Source organism: Rhodococcus sp. PML026 (assembly GCF_000963615.1).
GTDB classification, from domain to species: domain Bacteria; phylum Actinomycetota; class Actinomycetes; order Mycobacteriales; family Mycobacteriaceae; genus Rhodococcoides; species Rhodococcoides fascians.
The window spans coordinates 987653-1008783 of record NZ_KQ031373.1 but is presented as its reverse complement, the minus strand read 5'-3'; the positions used below and the strand labels follow the sequence as shown (position 1 = coordinate 1008783).

Sequence of the window (21131 nt, the reverse complement as noted above, 5' to 3'; positions counted from 1 at the left end):
ACGGTGCGGGAAGGAAAATTCTCGTCGGTCACCGCACAAATAACGTTGGTGACTATGCCCCCGCCGCGAAAACGGCGCTTCTCGGCTGTCGCCGCGCGTGCATCGCGGACGACCCCGCTCCATCGGGCGAGAGCTATGTCGGCGGATGGTGCAGCGGGATCCCGTGGTCGAGGAACAGTTGCACCGTCTCATCCAGCTCCGCCGCGGTGCGGCACCACCCCCAGCGCAGGAAGTTGTACAACGAACTGGCGGATGCGGGATCGACGCGCGCCGCCGCGATGGCGGCCTCGGCCGCAGCGTGCGCGTCAGCCCACAGATCGCGCTCGGGTGCGGGATAAGACGAGCGCGTCGGAGCTGTCCCGGGATCGACCGGCTCGTAGGGTCGTGGGCGCAGCAGAGATGCGTGCGCACCGCCGGCATCGATCTCACCGCTCTCGACCATCGCAATGGCGATCGCCGCGGCCTCGAGAACTTTCGCCTGCTCGTCCCAGTGCAGGTCCTCGAACGGAACCCACGCGGTCCGCAACGGGCGAGAACGACCGGCGGCCTTCCAGATCGCAACGAGCCTCGTCGCCCACCGTCCGGTGCGAACCAGTGGCGAGGACACTTCGTCGACGACGGTGCGCAGAAGCCGGAACCAAACTGCGGCATGTACCCGGCCTGGGCCGAGTTCCACCCATCCCGTCGTCAGAGCCTCGGTGCTGCGCCGATCGAGGTCCGTGACCGCTGAGGGAACCGGAACGGGCGAGACCCGTTCGTCCGAACCGAACCGGACCTGATCCCAGAAGATTGCATGACCAGGGAAAGCAGAGCAGGGTTCGAGTCGACAACGGTGGTCGAGGCAGCTGCTCAGCACCGGATATTGGTGCAGCAGAGTCATGTTGATATCAGCAGTGGATTCGAGGCTGTCGATACATGCCGGGCATGCCCGACTGCGCGGAGTGCTCGCCCACGGCAACCATGCTTCGCTCGTGGGTGTGCGGCGTCGTCGATCCTCCCTCGCGAGGTCGGCCGGTAGCAGGATCGAGAATTGGTGGACGTAGGTGTCGAAGTCGCAGTCGGCGGGGTCGGTGCTGTCGAGCAGCCACGGTGTCCACCCCGCCAACGTCATCATCCGCACCCTCTCTACCGGGACTGCGCCGCGACCGGCCAGCTCGGCAAGGATCGGCTCCGGTGTGTAGCGGTCGAGATCCTCGACAGCACAATCGATATCGAGGTCTGCTAGCAGGGTCAGAGGGCCTGATGTGCGGATACAGCTCGCATATCCGGGCCAACCAGGACGAGAGGACCTCCCCTGGCAGTGGCGGCGGGTGCAGCGGCCACGGGCGAACGTACGCATCATCGGGCATCGGTGCGAGCCGCGCGTTCATGCGAGGTGGCGTTCGAACTGGCGGCGTCGCTCCGTGGGGCCGAGGTACGGAGTGCGTGTGAGCACCGATGAGGTGATCGCTTCCTCTCCGCTGTCGACGGCGGTCACTGCGGCGGCAGTGAGCAGCGTTGTCAGTTCACCGATGGTGCCCTCGGAGCGAGTGAGGAGGTAGTCGGTCATCTCCGGTGATGTCAGGTGCGAGGGTTTGCGGAGGGGGAAGCTCGTGGTGAAGCTGGCCAGCAGTGATCTGGTGTCGGCAGTGTTGGTCCAGACAGGCAAAGTCATGGGGTGGAATCGGTTCTCCAGCTGGGGATCGGTTCGGATGGCGAGGTAGGCGTCGCGGGTTCCGACAGCGACAAGAGGAATGCGTAGTTCGTTGCCCAAAAACCGCAGCACGTTCAAGAATTCGCGGCGGACGTTGTCGCGGCCGGCGAGAACATTGTGGAGCTCGTCGATGATCAACATCCGTACGCCGGTGGCGCGGAGCAGCATCAATGCTTGCTGTTCGAGTTCGTGGACCCGATTGCGTGGTCGGGTCGGTGTTCCCAACGCTGTGAGCAGTGCGAGGTAGAACCGGCCGGGTGACGGGTCCGGGGGCATCTGCACGCACAACACCGGTAGCTGCTCGCGGTCGGACAAGCTGATCGGCGGATGAGTACGCCGGAACTTTACGATGATCATCGACTTGCCGTTGTTCGTCGGACCGAGCAACAGTAGGTTCGGCATACGCTGTCGGTCAGGCCACGACAACAACGTCTCCAGATGGTCGATGACCATACGGGCCTGCGGATACCCGATCCACCTCTCCGACCGGATCAACCGGATCCGGTCCGCGTCGTCGAGTGCGGTGAGCGGTCGAACCGACTCCCGCAGGTGCCCCAAACCCTCGCTGGACGACTCGGTGGCTTCGTCGCTGCGTCCTGTCGATGGGGTCATCCGGCTCACCATTCCTCGATGTCGCTGAAGACCGGCGTTGCGGTGCCGCCGTCCGCTCGAGGCTCCACCGGCGGGTGGATCGCCGGGATCGGTGCAGACGCGGCGCCGGTGAGATGCGTGCGGCGGGCACGGTTGCGCCGGGCTTTGCGGGTGGCTTTCTGCGAGCGGTCGGTGACCTCGCGCATCTGCTCGATCATCGAAAACAGTGCGCTCTCATCGACGTTCGACCGACCTTGTTCGCGGAGACGAGTGATAGCAGCTCTGTGCTCCCACAATGTCACCGCGGGATGTGACATCGTCCGGTACGGCACCTCGACATAGCCGGCACCGTCTGGTTCGAGGACCCAGATTCTGCTCAAATCTCGTGGGTCACGTCGTATCAGGAACCGCCCCAAATCCTCTCGCCGCGCAACCCACGGTTTGAGCGCGTTCGAGAAGTAGTGCACGTGATCGAGAACGAAGCCCGTACGCGTCAGACGTCGCCGGATGACGGGAAGAAAGTCCACCAGGAACGCGGTTTCGCCAAGTACCACACGAGGGGCATGACCAACTGCGGCGACCCCGCCGGCCCACACGGCGGCCGGAGTGTTCCCGATCCCTTTGTGAACACTCGCGTGATATGAGGCTATGGCCAGGACCAGCCAGCGCTCCAACTCACGCAATGTCAACGCCGCATGCTTGTCCGAGTCGTAACTTCCTCGGTCCGCTGGGTTCGAGAAGGTGGTCCCAGGCAGCTCGTGCACCGCCGTCATCGCCGTTCCGATGATGCGTTCGACGATCCCGCCGTAGTGCGGTCGGCCCGGAGGACGGTATTCGAGTGTGATGGCGTGCTGGGCGCATCCGCGGCGCAGCGCTTCGCTTTTGAACTCGGAGGCGTTGTCGAGATACAACTGTTTCGGTTTCCCTGCCATCGGCCACTGCACCTGTTCCGCGAGCTCGCATGCCTCCAGCCATGTCTGCTTCTCGCAGCACACGCGGCCCAGGCACAACCCGACCGATATCGACGACGGCGGCTCCAAAGTGACGACGAACCCGAGTACGGAACGGCTGAGGACATCGATGGCGATCGTCAGGTAGGGGCGACCGATCGGTTGACGCTCGTACTCGTCGACGACCATCAGATCGACGACGGTGTGGTCGATCTGGACCTGATCGAGAATCCCCGCAACTGTCGGTGGATCGTCGCCGGCGGACTGACGTGGGCGGGCGGCATCGGGTCCTCCGCGTGACCTGGCCACCGATGCCGGATGGAGCGCGGCGACTCGTGCGGTGACGGTGTTTCTGGCCGGCACTGGCAGACCCGCGCGGTGACACGCCAACGCGATACGTCGATGCAGCGCAGCGACACTCAGCTTCTGGCGGTGAAGAAAATATCGGGTGAGATGATCGCCGATCACCTCTTCGACCTCAGCCGCTACTCGGCTGCGGCCACGCCCACCCGGCGAGACCTTCGTCAGAAGATCGGTGACCGTACCTGTCCCGTCCCTGAGTTTGCCAAGCAACGCATAGACCCGACGGCGCGACAACCCCAGTCGTTCGGCCGCATCATCGACCGCTGCCAAACGCACCGGATGCATCTCCAGCAAGGGAGCCAAGACAGCGAATCGGGTCTCTGCCTGCGCCCACCGCTCCCCCGACGCCGTCAGCACACCGGTCTCCACGACGTCGAGCTTGTCGGGGTCCATCACAAGCCTCCCTGTCACCGAGAGCTGAACGCGCGACCGTGCACCGCACTTCCGACATCAGAATGTCAGAAGACACGTGCACTCATCCTCAAAACGCCTGCAAAGAGTGCAGCCGTCTTTTGAAACTGACATAGTGGCAGGGGTGAGTCGGGATTGTATTCCCGATTCTCGGCGGACTAATGCCGTTCGCCGAATATGTCGTGCACATCTCTTCGACAACGCTTCCCGGCAAGAGAACCATCCAGGCTACTGACCTGCGTGGAAGTAAAGCGTCCACCGCCGTGTTGGTACAGACTGCTTCACAACACCTCCGAGGAAGGACCCGGGCTGCAGATGGCAGATCAGATCACGCCGACGGACCGGCCGATGGCACGATTCGTCGAACGGATCTCGCGGGCTCGCGGCGAGAAGAACAGTGAAACCTTGGCCGCGGGCTTCCTGCTGGCGGCCACGTTGATCGCCCTGATCTGGGCGAACTCCCCACTCGGTGACACCTATCAGTCGTTCTGGCACACCGAGCTGTCCATCACCGTGGGTGAACACGGCATCTCCCTCGACCTCGCCCACTGGGTCAACGACGGGCTGATGGCGCTGTTCTTCTTCGTCGTCGGTCTCGAGGTCAAACGCGAGTTCGCGATGGGTGAGCTCACCGACAGATCGCGCGCAGCGATTCCCATCGTGGCTGCACTCGCCGGTCTGGCCGCACCCGCGCTGCTGTTCCTCGCCTTCAACCCCTCCGGCCCGGCCGCCCAGGCCTGGGGCGTGGTCATCTCCACCGATACCGCGTTCCTGCTCGGTGCCCTGGCGGTACTCGGCCCGAAGAAGGCCGCGCGGCTGCGGATCTTCTTGTTGACGCTGGCCGTGGCCGACGACGTGGGCGCGCTGGCAATCATCGCGTTCTTCTACACCGATGATCTCGACGTGGTTCCGTTGGTGTTGGCGTTCATCGGTCTCGGACTGATCTTCCTGTTGCGTCGGCTTGAAGTGTGGCGCGGTGTCGGGTACTTCGTCGTCGCACTGTTCACGTGGGTCGCGATGTACGAGTCGGGCGTTCACCCCACGCTGGCCGGCGTGATGATCGCGCTGATTCTTCCGGTGTACCCGCCGCGTCGCTCCGAGGTGGAACGAGCATCGGACCTCACCCGCGCCTTCCGCCAATCGCCGAATCCCGAATACGCCCGCGCCGCGAGACTCGGCCTGGATCAAGCCGTCTCGGTCAACGAGAGACTGATGCGCCTGTATCAGCCGTACACCGCGTTCATCATCGTGCCGATCTTCGCGCTCGCCAATGCGGGAGTGGTGCTCAGCTCGGACACCCTGAAGGCTGCCTCCACGTCGACGCTCACCTGGGGCATCATCGCCGGCCTGGTGCTCGGCAAGCTCGTCGGAATCACCGGGGCCTCGGCCATTTTCGCGAAGTTGCGACCCTCGGCTCTGGCTCCCGGACTGACCATGTCGCACATCGCGGGTGGTGCGGCGATGTCCGGAATCGGGTTCACGATCTCGCTGTTCATCATCGACCTCGCGCTCGACGATCCGCTGCTGGCCGACGAGGCCCGCGTCGGTGTGCTGGCAGCCTCGGTCATCGCTGCCCTGCTCGGCTGGATCCTCTTCCGCATCGACGCGAAGATCCACCCGCCGAAAGCCGAAGCGTCGCTGCGTATTCTGCGTCCGGTCAGCCCCAAGCGCGATCACATCCGCGGGCCCGTCGACGCTCCGCTGACGATCGTCGAATACGCCGATTTCGAATGCCCGTTCTGCAGCAAGGCAACCGGCAGCGTCGCCGAGGTACGCAAGCACTTCGGTGACGACCTCCGGTACGTCTACCGACACCTGCCGCTGGACGACTACCACCCCCATGCCCGCTACGCGGCATACGCCAGCGAAGCCGCCGCGGCGCAAGGCAAGTTCTGGGAGATGGCCGACGTGTTGTTCCGCAACAGCGACGCCCTCGAACCCGACGACATCGACGGGTACGCACGCGAACTCGGCCTCGACATGGACAGATTCGAGGACGACATCCGCACCGGCGACTACGTGGTGCGCGTCGAGGACGACGAACTCGACGCCACGTCCTCCGATGTGGGCGGCACTCCGACGTTCTACCTGGGTCGCGGTGACAAGAACCTCACCCGCCACGTGGGGCCGTACGACGCGGCGACGCTGATCCGGGAACTCGAATCCATGTGAGGGTGGGCCGGGTTGCACGGAACACGGCTCGATCGACCGGATCCCGTCGACAACGCTACCTAGTGTGCAACCCTGCCCAGGCCGAGCGGAACTAGCTGTCGGTGCGATTTCCTTCCGCATCCCAGTGCTCGGCGACTTTCTTCGACGGCTGCACTCGGGGCGGTTCGCCCGGCATCTTGGGGTAGTCGGGCGGGAAATTCAGCTCACCACCCGGCAGTGTTTCCCACAGGTGCAGAAGCGGTTCCAGTGAATAGGCCTTCGTGTCCATGTCGGCCCACGGGTCGCCGTCCTGGACCAGGTCCGGCACGGTGACGAGGTTGAAGTCACGCGGATCGGTGACGTCCGCCAACTGCGACCACGTCATCGGTGTACTCACCGTCGCTCCGGGCCGGGCTCGCAGACTCCACGCGCTGGCTATGGTGCGGTCACGATTGTTCTGGTTGTAATCGATGAAGATGCGTTCTCCGCGTTCTTCTTTCCACCAGTTGGTGGTCACCCCGTCGTCGCGACGTTCGAGTTCTCGGCCCAGGCCGATGGCCGCATGCCGCACCTGCTCGAACGTGTACTCGGGCTCGATGCGCACGTAGATGTGAATGCCGCGATTGCCGCTGGTCTTGGGGTAGCCGCGTAAGCCCAACTCCTCCAACAACTCTCGTGTCACGTCGGCGACGCGAAGCGCGTCGGCGAATGTCGTCCCGGGCTGCGGATCGAGATCGAGACGCAGCTCGTCGGGATGGTCGACGTCCGGTCGTCGTACCGGCCACGGATGGAATGTCAGCGTGCCCATCTGGGCTGCCCACACCAGAGACGCAGTTTCGGAGGGACACAGTTCTTCGGCAGTGCGCTTGCTCGGGAACGCGATCTTCACGGTCTCGATCCACTCGGGCGCACCCTTGGGCAGCCGCTTCTGATAGAAACCGTCGCCCTCCTTGTCCTGCGGGCCGAGCGCCAATCGCATTCCCTCGCGGTAGCCGTCGGGCCACCGCTCCATCGCGGTCGGGCGGTCGCCGATCGCCCGCATCAGCGGTTCGCCCACCGCGGCGAAGTATTCGCACACCTGGAGTTTGGTGATCTCCGGGGTGCGTTCGGTCGCTTCGTAGATCACTCGGTCGGGACTCGACACTCGCACTTCGCGCTCGCCCGCCTGCACGAACGCCGGTGGTGTTTTCGCGGCCATGTCTATCGCCCTCCAGCAATCACATCGGCGACGTCGTAGCGCACCGGCACTTCGAGCTGGTCGTAGGCGCACGAGCGCGGATCGCGATCCGGTCGCCAGCGCAGGAACCTGGCCACGTGCCGCAGCCGCGCGCCTTCCATCTGGTCGTAGGCGACTTCGATGACTCGCTCGATGCGCACCGGAATCCAATTGCGATCGTTGGACGAATTCCAACGGGTCGCCTCGCCGTCGTAGGTGACGTCGTCACCGAGCCGGAGCGGTTCGAGTTCTTCGAGCAAGTCCAGCCGCCGCTTGTCGGTGAACGCCGACGCTCCGCCGATCATGCGCAGATCCTCGCCGTCGTACAGGCCGAGCAGCAGTGATCCTATGCCGTTGCCGGACCTGTGAATTCGATAGCCGATCAACACGCAGTCGGCGGTACGGGCATGCTTGATCTTGATCATCTCGCGCTTGTTGGGCAGGTACGGCCCGTCGAGCTTCTTCGCTACGACGCCGTCGAGGCCTGCTCCCTCGAACCGCTCGAACCAGTCCTCGGCCACGGCCGCATCGTCGGTGGCCGAGGTGACGAAGCAACTCGGCCCGCCCGTGCCCACCGCGTCGAGCAATCGCGCCCGCCGCGTCGAGAACGGCTCACCCGTCAGATCCTCGTCGCCGACGGCCAACAGATCGAAGCCGATGAACTGCGCCGGTGTCTTCTCCGCCAGCATCGTCACTCGGCTCGCCGCGGGATGGATGCGCTCGGACAACGACTCCCAGTCCAGGCGCGTGGAACCGTTCTTCTCGCGCGGCACCACGATCTCTCCGTCGATCACGATCTTCTCGGGTAGTTCGGCCTTGACGGCCTCGACGAGCTCGGGAAAGTACCGAGCCAGGTCCTTGCCGCCGCGCGATCCCAGCACCACCTCGTCGCCGTCGCGGAACACGATGGCGCGAAAACCGTCCCATTTGGGCTCGTACGACCACACCGGCGGCCCGTTCTCGGGCTGAGGAGGCACCACTTTCGCGGCTTTGGCGAGCATCGGCGCAACCGGAACGGCGAGAGGAAGATCCACGCACTTCATCCTGCCTCATGCGGCCGACAACCGAGTCCGATATTTTCTACACACATACGGTCGATGCACCCAGCACGCTTCTTTCGTCGAGAGCAGGACTCACCATGGCGTCACCCACTCGTTCGGTCCGCGCTTTCGTCGTCGCTCTGTCCGCCTGCGCGGCGGTGCTACTGAGCGGATGCGCCTCGGAGGTATCCGGGACCGCCGTCGCCATCTCCGGTGCCAGCATTCCCACCACCACGACGCCGCCACGCACCACCACCGGTTCCCCGACCCCCGACATCGACGAGGGCGGCAGCGTCGACATCGACGTCGAGATCGGCCAATGCGTCGAACTCGGTGGGACGGTCGAGAACGCCACCGTCGCCAATGCGACCTGCGGATCCCCACAGTCCAACTACGTCGTGTTCGCCAAGACTCCGACCTCGGCCGAATGCCCGCCCGACGCCGACCAGTACTACTACGAGACGTACTTCGACATCGAGCAAGGGGCCCTGTGCCTCGACATCGACTGGATCGTCGGTGGCTGCATGGACCTGGTGGGCGAGTTCGCGCAACGCGTCGACTGCGCCACCCCGGGTGCCGACACCCGCCGGGTGGTGACCATCCTGCAGGGCACCACGTCGGTCGACGACTGCCCCGACCCCGCGTTGTACGGATTCGAGAAGGACTCCCGCAACTTCGTCGTCTGCGTCGAGAAGTTGTGACCGAGCAGCCTGCAGAGCGGCACGATGTAACCATTTCCCTGTCCAGTGCGCGGGGCCGATGGATCGTCGCGGCCACCGTGCTCGGGTCGTCTCTGGCGATGCTCGACGCCACCGTGGTCAACATCGCGCTGCCGGCGATCGGTCGGGATCTGGGATCGGGTGTCACCGGGCTGCAGTGGACGCTCAGCGGTTACACGTTGGCGCTGGCGTCGCTGATCCTGCTCGGCGGCTCGCTCGGTGACCGGCTCGGACGCAGGCGGGTGTTCGTCTGGGGCACCGTCTGGTTCACGGCGGCCTCGGTCCTGTGCGGTCTTGCCCCCAGCATCGAGGTGTTGATCGCCGCCCGGCTGCTCCAAGGCATCGGCGCGGCATTGCTGACCCCGGGTTCGCTCGCGCTGATCTCGGCGTCCATCAGATCCGACGATCGCGGAGCCGCAATCGGGCTGTGGTCGGGGTTGGGCGGAGTGGCATCGGCGATCGGTCCACTGCTCGGCGGCTGGCTCGTCGACGCCGTCGGCTGGCGCGCGGTGTTCCTGATCAATGTTCCACTGGCCGTGGTGGTCGTGTGGGTGGCGATGAAACATGTTCCGGAGAGCCGTGATCCGCACGCTGCCGGTCGCCTCGACGTCCCCGGCGCGGTGACGGTCGCCGCTGCCCTCGGGCTGCTGACGTACGGTCTGATCGAGTCCCACGTTCTTGCGCTCGCGTTGGGGATCGTCGCGGTCGGAATGTTCGTGGTGATCGAGCGCCGCACCCACGATCCGCTGGTACCGCCGTCACTGTTCGCCTCGCGCGTGTTCCTGGCAGCCAATCTCGTGACCTTCGCCGTGTACGCCGCGCTCGGCGGGGTGTTCTTCCTCCTGGTGTTACAGCTGCAGTTCGCGGTCGGGTTCTCCCCTGTCGCAGCCGGATTGGCCACCATCCCGATCACCGTGCTGATGCTCGTACTGTCGGCCCGCGCGGGCCGGCTCGCGGGGCGCATCGGCCCGCGCATTCCGATGACGGTCGGGCCGCTGCTGTCGGCGGCGGGGCTGCTGCTGATGCTGCGCATCGGGCCCGGATCCACCTACGTCGCCGATGTTCTCCCCGCCGTCGTCGTGTTCGGCCTCGGCCTGTCCGCTCTGGTGGCCCCGTTGACCGGAGCCGTCCTGAGCGCGGCACCGGACGACCGCGCCGGAATCGCATCGGGCGTCAACAATGCTGTCGCCAGAACCAGTCAACTGCTCGCCGTTGCTGCGCTGCCCGCATTGGCAGGCATTGCCGGGTCCGATTACTCCGCGCCACAGGTGTTCTCGGCCGGATTCCACTCGGCGATGCTGATGTGCGCCGGGCTCTTAATACTCGGTGCCGTCATCGCGGCGGCGCTGATCAAGAGCACTGGCGACACCTCCGACTGCCCACCGCACTGCGATCTGGGCGCACCCCCGGTCGACAGACGCAGCGTCGACTGACTGCTCACCGCACGATCAACACCGAGCATTCGGCATGGTGCACGAGGTTCTGACTGACCGACCCCAGGATCGCACCGCGGAGGGCACCTCTACCTCGGCACCCGACCACGAGCATCGATGCAGACGCAGACAGCGCTCGCAAACCTCGTGTCGGGCTCGATTGGGCACTGACGGTCGTGAACTGCACAGCCGGATACTTCTCGTGCATCTTCTCCACATGCGTTTCCAGCCAACGCTTCTCGTCTTCCTGCACCGCCTGCCAGTCGATGTAGCCGGCGCTCATCCCGATGCCGGCCTGAGCCGCGAACCCCCAGTAGTTGACTGCGATCACGGGTGCGCCCAGGTTGTCGGCCATCTCGAGCGCGGCACCCAGCGCTCGATCGGACTGTTCGCTGCCGTCGATCCCGACCACTATCGGACGGACCACGTCGGCCTTGTCGTTTTCGTTGCGGAGCAACAACACCGGACACTTCGCGTGCGTCATGACGCGCAGCGTGTTGCTACCGAGGGTGAGGTCGCGGATCGCGCTCGACTTCCTGGATCCCAGCACCACCATGTCTGCTCCCACGTCGGCCACGTACGACGCTATGGTGCCGTCCACACTGACGGTGTCCACGGATACTCCGGGTGCGGCGGCGTGTACCTCGCCCTCTGCTCGGACGAGGTGTTTGCGGCCCATGGCACGAAGATCCCTCTCCAGCGCGCCACCGTCGACGAATGCTGCCGACCCGTACCAATCCCCCACGGGGACTGCATGAACGAGACGTACGGTCGCGTGGACCTTGTCCGCGTAGATGCCGGCCCATCGGGCTGCAGCCTCGGCCTCGGCCGATCCGTCGATACCCACGACGATGGGAAGTGTGCGGGCGGTGGAATTACTCATGTGATCTTCCTGTCTCGATGTCGACGGCCACGGCACAGTCGCCATGACATGATGAATTGCGTTGCAGTCGAATTGGCAGTCCGCGCTCGCGTCCGGTCAGCGGCCGAAGAGCGCGGACACCTCGTCGAGGTCGATGTCGGTTCGGCAACCGCTCGGCTCCAATTCGACGTAGAAACTCTCGTAGCCGCGCGGGTCCGCACCGCGCTCACCCGTGCTGCGCCGCTCGAACACTCGTGCGTCCGGCCACCGTTCGAGCACGGCTGTTCTGAGGATGTGTCCGTCGGGCGAGACCCCGCTGAGAGGCCCGTACTCGGCGATCACCACCGAATGGACGACACCGTCGATCGATGCAGTGGTCACCGGAAACACCATCGGTACCGATTGCGTCGGAATCTCGACGACTACGGAGTCGGAATCGACCCGCATCGAGCCCGTCACCTGCGGCCTTTCACTGTCGGTCCTACTCGTCGTTCCTGCTCTGGCGGGCTCACGTCCGCCAGAAGTCGGCGTCACATCGACCCCGCCACAGAATCGGAACCCGAAGGCGCATGCGACCTTTGCGCGGCGTGCTGCCCTGCACGAAGGCTCACTGCGGCCATCACGAACATCGCTGCTGCCGCACCTCCGCAGACCGCAGCCCAGCCGGTCACACCGGACGCGAGCAACGTCAAGAAAAGACCTACCGCGGCGACGGCACACACCAGTAGCACTTCGGCGAGGACATTTTCGGCCTCGGCCAACACGGCCTGCCCGTCGTGTCCGTCGTGTACTTGCTGCTTCATCTCGAACTCCTCGAAGTCGACGAATCGGTAGAACCGACATTGCCGAATTCTCGATGCCGACGGCAGGGTCGAAAGTCCCGATCCTGCCGCCATGAGGCCCGGCCTTCACCCTCGTGAATTCGTCTCGCCCGCAGTCGGTCCACGCATCAGCTCGACCCCCGACACCGACGTCGGGGTCACTTCGACGAGTCGGTGCATCGGCGGGCCGTCCGAATGCGGCCGGGGCAGTAGCTGTTCGAGGACTTCGAGTCGAGCATCCACAACCGCACGGGCGATTCCGTGAATCACGACAGTCGATACGGTCAGGTGAGCGTCGTCCTCGGCGTCCACTTCCAGGACGACCGAGGAATCCAGCGCGCTCCACCCCAACCGCGACCGCCCCTCGGCGTAGAAATACACCCGACTACCGCTCCACACGATGGAGACCGGGTCGATGGTGGGCCCGAAGTGGTCGTGGCCGATCAGCCGTGCGACGGTCGCCCGTCGCGCAAGCCGATGAGCGTTGTCGGAGTCCAGAACTCGTCGACGATCCTCACTCCCGCGCACACGATTCGGTACGGTGCGGTTGGTCATCGGTCTCTGCAGATCATCACCGGGCAGTGGGCGTGGCGGGTGAGGTTGCTACTGGTCGATCCGAACAGTGCTCGGGCAACCACTCCTCGCCCGTGACTGCCGACCATCACGAGGCCGGCTCGCTTGGACAGATCGACAAGGAGATGCGCCGGGTTACCCTGTCGCACCACATGTTCGACACTGACATCCGGATATTTCTCGGCCCATCCGGCCAGACATTCGGAGAGCAGCATCTGCTGCTCACGCTCGATCTCGATGCTGTCATGCGGCCCCGGCGGGGAGAGCGCCGCACCGTGGGACCACGAGTTCCAGGCGAGCGCGGCGATCATCGATACACCGAACAACGAGGCCAGATCGAAGGCCTGCTCGACGGCCGCCTCACTCGTTGCACTTCCGTCGATACCGACGAGGACCGGCGCGTCGAAGCCGGCGTCGCCCTCCCGCCACACGATCACCGGGCACAGGGCCGCATTCGAGGTCTCCTGCGCCGTACTGCCGAACAATGCGGACACGATCGGACCGGAACCCGAATTGCCGACGACGAGCATCCGCGCGGTGGAGGAGAGTTCGACCATCATCGTGCACGCCGTCACCTCCTCCACCGAGGTGGAGACGGCAAGGTCCGGATGACGGGCCAGCACTGCGGCAGCGACGTCGGTCACCATGTGTTCGGACGCTCGGCGCTGCTCGTCCCACACCTCCTTCGGCACGACCGCTGCGGGCTCGCCCATGTAGATCACAGGCTGCTGTACTGCAGTGGCGATGAGCAGGGGAGAGTCCACCCTTTCTGCCAGTGTCGCCGCCCAGAGCGCAGCGCCGATACTGCCGGCCGAACCATCCACCCCCACCACGATTTTCTGATGTGCTGCGAGAATCACGATCGTCTCCTGTTCGTTGCGCGTGCGGGAGCAGACAGCACCGAGGCCACCGCATGTCGTGGCGTTCGAGGCGCCGGGGCGCCGATCATCGGTGTACCGACTCGAATCAGCACCTGCGCCATGCCGATGTGCGGTGCCAACGACTGGACGAGTCGCCTGCTGCCGGCCTGTTCCGTCATATGAGTCAACGGGCACGTCGCCAAGCCGTCCGCGGTCGCTGCCAGCAGAAACGTCGACATGGCACGGCCACAGTTCAGCCAATCCAGTCGTTCGTCCGACGGTGTGCCGAGCAGCACCACCGTGGACTCGTCTTCGACCGGCTCCCGCGGAACCACCGTGCCGACGCGGTGCGGTTCGGGGAATGCTCGCCCCACCTGCACCCTCGACGCGTCCGCGCGGTTCGTCAGCGCCTCGGGCGGAATACCGCCGGAACGGAACGAGTGCCCGGCCCACCATCTGATCTCGGCCTGGTACGTCGCGTCGAACTTCCGGATGCCCGCGCTCAGCGTCGAGGCCCTCGCCAACGTCTGTTTCGACTCTGCCGACAAGACGGTCATCTCGGTGCCGTAGTGCTGCCGACCGAGATATCGCGTCAGAACGCGGTCGGTCGGCACCGGTCCGAACGCCCGCCGATCCGAGTGCCGACGATTGATCGCACTCAACATGTCGAACTCACGCGACCGAGGATGCGCGTCGTGCACGAGGCGGATACGCGCAAGATGATCCGGCGTGCCCGGGGCGGGCAACAGGTCGATCTCGGTCTTCCACCTAAACGCCGCGGCAGCCTTCTCGAGATGGTCCAACGCAGCCCCGCAGCTCATCACCATCTGCCGTTCGGTCGGGTCGATCACCCCCAGCACGCGGGAGGTGTCGGTGTACAAATCGAGTCCGTGTTCGGAGTAGGTCCACCTCCACGGCTGGCTGTTGTGCACCGACGGCGCGCGACACGCGAGCTCCACCAGCATTTCCACCACGGCCGTATCCGGCTGATCGTTCATCGTCTCTCCTCGACCTCCCACCGCGATGCGGTGGATCCGCCCCCACTGTCGCCCCGAGGTCGCGGTGCTCGACAGGGCCGTTCGTCACTCGATGGAGGGCATTCCGGTGCATGCCGAAAGAGCGCAGCGCCACAGGTTTAGTGTTGACGGTGAATGCGACTCGGGGCGGAACCTGAGGACGCGACCGAGGAGCCACCATCGCCGACCGTTCAGGAGTGTCATGACGACCCCGCACAATCCACCCGAAGTCGACGTCAAGCCACGTAGCCGGGACGTCACCGACGGGCTGGAGAAGACTGCCGCCCGCGGCATGCTCCGCGCCGTCGGGATGGGCGACGACGACTGGGTCAAGTCCCAGATCGGCGTCGCGTCGTCGTGGAACGAGATCACTCCCTGCAACCTCTCGCTCGAACGACTGGCGAAGGAAGTCAAGAAGGGCGTCCACGCGGCCGGCGGGTATCCGTTGGAATTCGGCACCATCTCGGTGTCCGACGGCATCTCGATGGGCCACGAGGGCATGCACTTCTCGTTGGTCTCGCGTGAGGTCATCGCCGACAGCGTCGAAACCGTCATCAGCGCCGAACGTCTCGACGGCTCCGTGCTGCTCGCCGGCTGCGACAAGTCGCTGCCCGGAATGTTGATGGCTGCCGCGCGTCTCGACCTCGCCAGCGTCTTCCTCTACGCCGGATCCACGCTGCCCGGATTCGCCACCCTGTCCGACGGCAGCGAGCACCAGGTGACGATCATCGACGCCTTCGAGGCCGTCGGTGCCTGCTCCCGTGGACTGATGTCGCGCGCCGACGTCGACACCATCGAACGCGCCATCTGCCCCGGCGAAGGTGCCTGCGGCGGCATGTACACCGCGAACACCATGGCCAGCGCCGCCGAGGCCATGGGAATGTCGTTGCCCGGCAGCGCTTCTCCGCCGGCACCGGACCGTCGCCGGGACGGCTTCGCACACGCCAGCGGCGAGGCCGTCGTCGAATTGCTGCGACGCGGCATCCGCACCAGCGACATCCTCACCAAGGAAGCCTTCGAGAACGCGATCGCCGTCGTCATGGCTTTCGGCGGATCAACCAACGCCGTGCTGCACCTGCTGGCCATCGCGCACGAAGCTCAGGTCGAACTGACCCTCGCCGACTTCACCCGCGTCGGAGCGAAGGTTCCACACCTCGCCGACGTCAAGCCCTTCGGCAAGCACGTCATGACCGACGTCGACGCCATCGGCGGTGTCCCCGTGGTCATGAAGGCGCTGCTCGACGCCGGCCTCATGCACGGCGACTGCATGACCGTCACCGGAAAGACCGTGGCGGAGAACCTCGCACACATCGCTCCCCCGGACCCCGACGGCAAAGTGCTGCGCGCACTGGACAAGCCGATCCACCCGACCGGCGGCATCACCATTCTCGAAGGATCACTCGCCCCGGGCGGAGCCGTCGTCAAGTCCGCCGGTTTCGATTCCGACGTATTCGTCGGTACCGCACGAGTTTTCGAGCGCGAACGCGCGGCCATGGATGCTCTCGAAGACGGCACCATCGCGGCAGGCGACGTCGTCGTCATCCGGTACGAGGGACCCAAGGGCGGACCCGGAATGCGCGAAATGCTCGCGATCACCGGAGCCATCAAGGGCGCGGGCCTGGGCAAGGACGTCCTGCTGCTCACCGACGGCCGATTCTCCGGCGGAACCACCGGCCTCTGCGTCGGACACGTGGCACCCGAGGCAGTCGACGGCGGACCCATCGCCTTCGTCCGCGACGGCGACCAGATCCGACTCGACGTCGGCAAGGGCACCCTCGACGTTCTCGTCGACGCAGCCGAAATGCAAGCACGCCAGGAGGGTTGGGCACCGCTTCCTCCGCGCTACACCCGCGGAGTACTGGCCAAATACTCGAAGCTGGTCGGTTCGGCATCGAACGGTGCGGTGCTGATCTAGCCACCCGCCCTAGCCCTAGCCCTAGCCCCCGGCCCTAGCCCCCCCCCCCCGGTTGGGATCAATGTGGGTTTCAGTCAGTTGGACTGCAACAAAGGCGCATTGATCCCAACCCGGCGGCAGTGCAGTGGTCCATTGACGCGCTGGGGAGGTCTACAGCGGCATGGCCCAGATAGGGCTCGAGCGTTCGTTCAGCTCGGTGCACGTCGCGTGTTGTCGGCTGGCTCGTTGGTAGAACGTCTGCAACGGTTCGGTCGGCTCCACGTCCGGCGGTGTGGGTACGACGGGCAGTTCGCCGAGTTCGAGCGCCAATTGATAGATGCTGGGGCGTTCGAGTTCGGCGTCGACCAGTGCCGGCGCGGCAGCGTTGTGCGGCTTCGATGTTCGCGGTACACGCGGCGTACTCGGTTCGGGCTTGGCTGCCGACGGGCGTTCGAGCAGCTGCTCGAGCTCGGCGACCTCACGGACAGCCGCTGCGCTCGTGGCCGGCGGCGCAACGAAGGGCACGATCGGCTCGAACGCGATCATGTCCGATGACGACGCAAGCGCCTTGTTCTTGGCCGGGATGAGGAACGCCACGATCACGGTTCCGGTGCCGAACACCACGGCCGCAACGACACTGGTGTGCAAGACGGCACTGCCGAAGGCAGAGATGGCATTCGCTTCGAGATTGTCTGCGAAGCCGCTCAGAAATGCATTCTGCTCGCGAATGATGTCCGAGACGATCACCGCACCGGCCAGCGAATCTTGCGATGCCGCAAGCCCTTCTGCGGCCTGACCGGTGTACTGGCCATTGGGTTGCTTACCGGGGAAGGTCTGCAGAAACCCCTCGATTCCCTGTCGATACGACGCCGCCAGAACCGAACCCAATACAGCGATGCCGAGAGACCCACCCAGTTCGAGTGCAGTGTCGTTCAGTCCGCCGCCGACACCGAGCTTGTCGTCCGGGAACTCACCCATGATGGCATCGGTGCAGGGCGAGACGGACAGTCCGATGGCCAGTCCGAGCAGCGTCAGTACGGGCAGGAAGTCGACATACGTTGCCGTCGAATCGATTCCGACGAGGGAGACGACCGACAGCGTGCCCACGATCATCCCTGCGGTGACGGTGACACGCGGCCCCATCTTGGGGGTCAGCCACATCGTGATTCCGGACCCGACGAACACTGCGCCGGCCAGCGGCAGCAGATGCACTCCGGTGGAGACCGGGCCGTACCCGAGAGCGAACTGGAGGTACTGCGCCACGAGGTAGATCGCCCCGAACGTCACCAGGAAGAACACCAGTACCGCAAGGGTGGCACCCCCGAGAACACGCGAGGAGAACATCCGCACGTCCAGCAATGGATTGGGGTGTCGTAGTTCCCAGCCCACGAAACCCAGCACCGACAGCAGTCCGACGAGGCCGAAGTATAGCGGCCCGACGGTCCAGCCGAAGTGCATGCCCTCGATGATGGAGTAGACGATGGTCGAGACGGCCAGAACCGACAGCAACCCGCCGATCCAATCGATCGCACCGGCATCGACGGCTCGCGACGGCGGGACGAGTACGACGGCTCCGGCTATGGCGGCCAGCGCAATCGGGACGTTGATCAGAAATGTCGAACTCCACGTGAAGCTCTCGAGAAGCCACCCGGCCAGCAACGGCCCGGCGGCGATGGCGAGGCCGGACGTGGCCGCCCACACGGTGACGGCTGTGGCCCGCTCACGCTTGGGGAACGTGGCCACCAGCAGAGACAACGTCGCAGGCATGACGATCGCAGCCGCGACACCCATGACGATTCGGGCCAGGATCACGCCGAGCGTGGCATCGGTCAGCGCCCCCGCCACCGACCCCGCCACGAAGATGATCAGTCCGATGATCAGCGCGCCGCGTCGGCTGTACCGGTCGCCGATCACTCCGCACAACAGCATCAACGAAGCGTACGGGACGGTGTATCCGTCGATCACCCATTGAAGATCACTGCTGGTCAAGCCCAGATCCATCGTCATCGACGGCGCGGCGACGAGCAGGGACGTGTTCGCCATGACCACGATCAGCAGGCTCAGGCACAACACCACCAAGGCCGACCATCGTCGGGCATAGGGTTTGTGCATTTCTTGGACAGGTGTCATCGCAAGCAGTGTCATGTGTTCCCCCCGTTGGCAAAGTGCGACACACCTTGCACAGTGCTGTGCAGCTTAAGAAATTCGCGCTAGGATCGGCAATCTTTTGTGGCGGCAACCACACTGCGTCGACGCGATCGTGCTAGAAGTGGACGTGTGCCGAAGACGACGGAGTCGAGACCGAGCGCACGGACAGACCGATCGCCCGTGCAGCGGAGTGACGCCCGCTCGAACAGAGCGCGAATTCTCGATGTCGCGCAGGGGGTACTGGCGAACAATCCGGACGCGACCATCAACGACGTCGCGTCCGCGGCCGGGGTGGTCCGACGAACGGTCTACTCGCACTTCGCCTCTCGCGAAGCCCTGATCGACGGCATCGCACTCGAAGCCGCAGAACGCATCTCGGCCGCGCTCGAACGTGATCCGGCCGTCGACGAATCCGCCGTCACCGTGTTCGTGCGACAGACGCTGGCACTGGCACGCGTCGGCGATCAGTACCGGCTCCTACTTGCGGTTGCGCGTACCGACCTGGGACACAACGGTCTTCACGACCTGCTGGGACCGATGCGGGAGTCGGCTGCGGCTGTCATTCGACGTGGACAGCGCGAGGGTGTGTTCTCCACCTATCTGCCGGCCGAGGTGCTGATCCTCAACATCGAAGCCATCGCGCTGTCGATCCTCGAGGCCACCAATGCCGGGCTGCTCACCGACCCCACAGGTGCGGCCACCACGTCGAGTCTGGTCCTGCTCGGAATCGCACCGGACGAAGCCGAACGCATCGTGAGCGGTGTCCGTGCCGCGGACGCGCCAGCCGGAGCCCACCCCTGAAACGACGAATGCCCCGCCTGCGCAATGTGATTGCGCCGACGGGGCATCGGTCTACGAGTGCGGGTCAGGGGGCGGGGACGAACCCTGCGCCGAGTCCGTTGCCCTGATCGACGTTGCGAAGAATCGCGTCGAAGTTGGTGCCGACCTCGGGGCCGAAGCACGCGACGCCCAGGTAGGCGTTGACCATGCCGACGAGGGTGTTGCCGACGACGACCGGGCTACCCGAGTCACCCTCGACGACGCACAGCTGCGCCCAGGTCTCCTGCGACTGCAGAACGTCTCCGTACGCGAGGCCGCAGGTGTTGCCGGTCGTGCGGCCTTCCTTGCAGACGATGTTCGGGAACGCCGTCGGCGGGCCGACCTGAGAGATGGTCACGTTGCCCACGCGGCTGATCGGGGCAACCTTGTCACGCTGAAATTCGATGAGGGCGTAGTCGTACTCCGGGTTGGAGAATGCGATGCGGCCCACCTCACCGAGGGAGGTGTCGTACTCCGGGACGATGGAGGCACCCGCTTGGCCACAGTGACCGGCGGTGAAGCCCACGAGATTTCCGTTGCGGTCGTTGCCGATCGTCGTCAGCGTGCACTCCGCCTGGCCTCCGACGATGATTCCGGACCCACCGCCGAGAGCTGCAGGAGCGGCCGCGGATGCGGTCCCCACGCCGACGCTGGCTACGATTGCAGCCGCCCCCACGACGACGAGCATGAATTTCTTGAACATGTACTCCCTCTCAGCGGTGTCGGCAGAACCCTAGCAACAGAACGTGTCGTAACACGAGCTAGTCGCTCATACGTCCTGCTCGAGGGCCGCAAGAGTTGTCCGAGCTTCGTCGAGTTGACGACTCAGTTCGGCCACGCGGCGTGCCGCCTCTTCACGTGCATGGGAGATGACAGCCTCGACGGCATCGCGTGCAGTGACATCGCCCAGTTCACGAACGGCCCGACCGACCGCTTCCGGACTCACCGGCTGCGCCTTGGTCGGCCTCTTCGCGCCCTGCGTGACGGTGACCGACCAATCGTTGTCGGCACCGGCATGAATGGTCACGCTCACTCCGCCCGGCGCCTTCTTCGGACGACGTGGGGCCGAGCCGGTCGACGCAGACCCCGCACCGGCGGGCTTGGCGGCAACGTCGGTCGCCGGTACCGCCTTCGGAGCAGCGCTCGATGTCGAAGCCGTGACCGATGTAGAAGCCGTGACCGATGTAGAAGTAGGGCTCGATTTCGAGACAGCAACCGGCTCGGAGGCAGCGACCGGCTTCGATACCGGCGCGGCCGATGCCGTCTTCTTCGCGGGGATGCGTTTGGCAGGCGCGGGTGGGGTCGCCGGGTTGCGGGTGATGCGCAGCTCCTCGGCCTCGTAGGGCAGTTCGTCGTTGACGCCCTTCGGGCTGATGGTGACGGTGTTGCCGTCGATGGATACCACCTTGGCCGACGTACCGTCGGGCAGGCCGAGGCTCGGATTCGGCTCGCGGAGATACACGGTGGCGCGACGCCCCTCGGCGAGCGCTGCTGCCAGCGTCGTCAGGTTCTCGGGAGTCAGCGAATCGTTCACGGCGCGCCCACGGGGTGGCATCGACTACCGGCCTTTC

At 65.2% G+C, this 21131-nt stretch carries 19 protein-coding genes; 5 read left to right on the top strand and 14 right to left on the bottom strand.

Annotation, left to right across the window (positions count from 1 at the left end):
• Positions 1-133: 133 nt before the first annotated feature.
• From VF34_RS15520 to VF34_RS15510, 3 genes are read right to left on the bottom strand one after another with little or no spacing between them, the layout of a single operon-like run.
• Positions 134-1339 carry a TniQ family protein gene (locus VF34_RS15520; RefSeq protein WP_231578238.1) on the bottom strand — a complete coding sequence of 402 codons (1206 nt, stop codon included), beginning with the start codon at positions 1337-1339 and terminating at the stop codon, positions 134-136.
• Between the two features lie 27 nt (positions 1340-1366).
• Positions 1367-2305 carry a TniB family NTP-binding protein gene (locus VF34_RS15515; RefSeq protein WP_045841633.1) on the bottom strand — a complete coding sequence of 313 codons (939 nt, stop codon included), beginning with the start codon at positions 2303-2305 and terminating at the stop codon, positions 1367-1369.
• A gap of 5 nt (positions 2306-2310) precedes the next feature.
• Entirely contained in the window at positions 2311-3990 is a 1680-nt protein-coding gene (locus VF34_RS15510) for a Mu transposase C-terminal domain-containing protein (protein WP_032372527.1), read from the bottom strand.
• A gap of 333 nt (positions 3991-4323) precedes the next feature.
• Between VF34_RS15510 and nhaA the strand changes: the two genes are divergently transcribed.
• Positions 4324-6180, top strand: a complete 1857-nt coding sequence (gene nhaA, locus VF34_RS15505) for a Na+/H+ antiporter NhaA (RefSeq protein WP_032372528.1) — start codon at positions 4324-4326, stop codon at positions 6178-6180.
• A gap of 91 nt (positions 6181-6271) precedes the next feature.
• Here nhaA and VF34_RS15500 read toward each other — a convergent pair whose 3' ends face one another.
• Positions 6272-7357 (bottom strand): DNA polymerase domain-containing protein, encoded by a 1086-nt coding sequence (locus VF34_RS15500; RefSeq protein ID WP_032372529.1) that lies wholly within the window; start codon positions 7355-7357, stop codon positions 6272-6274.
• Between the two features lie 2 nt (positions 7358-7359).
• Positions 7360-8409 (bottom strand): ATP-dependent DNA ligase, encoded by a 1050-nt coding sequence (locus tag VF34_RS15495; RefSeq protein WP_032401058.1) that lies wholly within the window; start codon positions 8407-8409, stop codon positions 7360-7362.
• Positions 8410-8513: 104 nt separating this feature from the next.
• On the opposite strand from VF34_RS15495, the gene lppU reads away from it, so the two are divergent.
• Together lppU and VF34_RS15485 are read left to right on the top strand one after the other, a co-directional pair.
• Positions 8514-9116, top strand: coding sequence for an LppU family putative lipoprotein (lppU, locus tag VF34_RS15490; protein ID WP_032367160.1), 603 nt, complete (start codon positions 8514-8516; stop codon positions 9114-9116).
• 98 nt (positions 9117-9214) lie between these two features.
• A complete protein-coding gene (locus VF34_RS15485; RefSeq protein WP_231578237.1) occupies positions 9215-10567 on the top strand; it encodes an MFS transporter in 1353 nt (450 codons plus the stop codon).
• Positions 10568-10571: 4 nt separating this feature from the next.
• On the opposite strand, the gene VF34_RS15480 is transcribed toward VF34_RS15485, so the two are convergent.
• The 6 genes from VF34_RS15480 to VF34_RS15455 all read right to left on the bottom strand — a co-directional run bounded on the left by VF34_RS15480 (position 10572) and on the right by VF34_RS15455 (position 14681).
• Positions 10572-11450 carry a universal stress protein gene (locus VF34_RS15480; protein ID WP_045841735.1) on the bottom strand — a complete coding sequence of 293 codons (879 nt, stop codon included), beginning with the start codon at positions 11448-11450 and terminating at the stop codon, positions 10572-10574.
• A gap of 96 nt (positions 11451-11546) precedes the next feature.
• Entirely contained in the window at positions 11547-11876 is a 330-nt protein-coding gene (locus VF34_RS15475) for a hypothetical protein (RefSeq protein WP_155288740.1), read from the bottom strand.
• Positions 11877-11959: 83 nt separating this feature from the next.
• A complete protein-coding gene (locus VF34_RS15470; protein ID WP_139278565.1) occupies positions 11960-12232 on the bottom strand; it encodes a hypothetical protein in 273 nt (90 codons plus the stop codon).
• Positions 12233-12337: 105 nt separating this feature from the next.
• Entirely contained in the window at positions 12338-12805 is a 468-nt protein-coding gene (locus VF34_RS15465) for a pyridoxamine 5'-phosphate oxidase family protein (protein ID WP_045841632.1), read from the bottom strand.
• Complete coding sequence (locus VF34_RS15460; protein ID WP_045841631.1) at positions 12802-13683, bottom strand: universal stress protein; 882 nt, start codon at positions 13681-13683, stop codon at positions 12802-12804. Before VF34_RS15460 ends, VF34_RS15465 begins: the two co-directional genes overlap by 4 nt.
• A complete protein-coding gene (locus tag VF34_RS15455) occupies positions 13680-14681 on the bottom strand; it encodes an Acg family FMN-binding oxidoreductase (RefSeq protein WP_045841630.1) in 1002 nt (333 codons plus the stop codon). The genes VF34_RS15460 and VF34_RS15455 overlap by 4 nt, the downstream gene beginning before the upstream one ends.
• 220 nt (positions 14682-14901) lie before the next feature.
• Between VF34_RS15455 and ilvD the strand changes: the two genes are divergently transcribed.
• A complete protein-coding gene (ilvD, locus tag VF34_RS15450) occupies positions 14902-16614 on the top strand; it encodes a dihydroxy-acid dehydratase (protein ID WP_027495252.1) in 1713 nt (570 codons plus the stop codon).
• Positions 16615-16764: 150 nt separating this feature from the next.
• Here the strand turns inward: ilvD and VF34_RS15445 are convergent, their stop codons facing one another.
• Positions 16765-18738 carry an MFS transporter gene (locus VF34_RS15445; protein WP_032372535.1) on the bottom strand — a complete coding sequence of 658 codons (1974 nt, stop codon included), beginning with the start codon at positions 18736-18738 and terminating at the stop codon, positions 16765-16767.
• 183 nt (positions 18739-18921) lie between these two features.
• Here VF34_RS15445 and VF34_RS15440 point away from each other — a divergent pair, with 183 nt between their 5' ends.
• Positions 18922-19542 carry a TetR/AcrR family transcriptional regulator gene (locus VF34_RS15440; RefSeq protein WP_032372816.1) on the top strand — a complete coding sequence of 207 codons (621 nt, stop codon included), beginning with the start codon at positions 18922-18924 and terminating at the stop codon, positions 19540-19542.
• A gap of 64 nt (positions 19543-19606) precedes the next feature.
• Here VF34_RS15440 and VF34_RS15435 read toward each other — a convergent pair whose 3' ends face one another.
• A complete protein-coding gene (locus tag VF34_RS15435; protein ID WP_027495249.1) occupies positions 19607-20263 on the bottom strand; it encodes a chymotrypsin family serine protease in 657 nt (218 codons plus the stop codon).
• Positions 20264-20329: 66 nt separating this feature from the next.
• The gene (locus tag VF34_RS15430; RefSeq protein WP_032372536.1) at positions 20330-21115 is read right to left on the bottom strand and encodes a DUF6319 family protein; all 786 of its coding nucleotides are present in this window, start codon (positions 21113-21115) and stop codon (positions 20330-20332) included.
• Positions 21116-21131 lie beyond the last annotated feature (16 nt).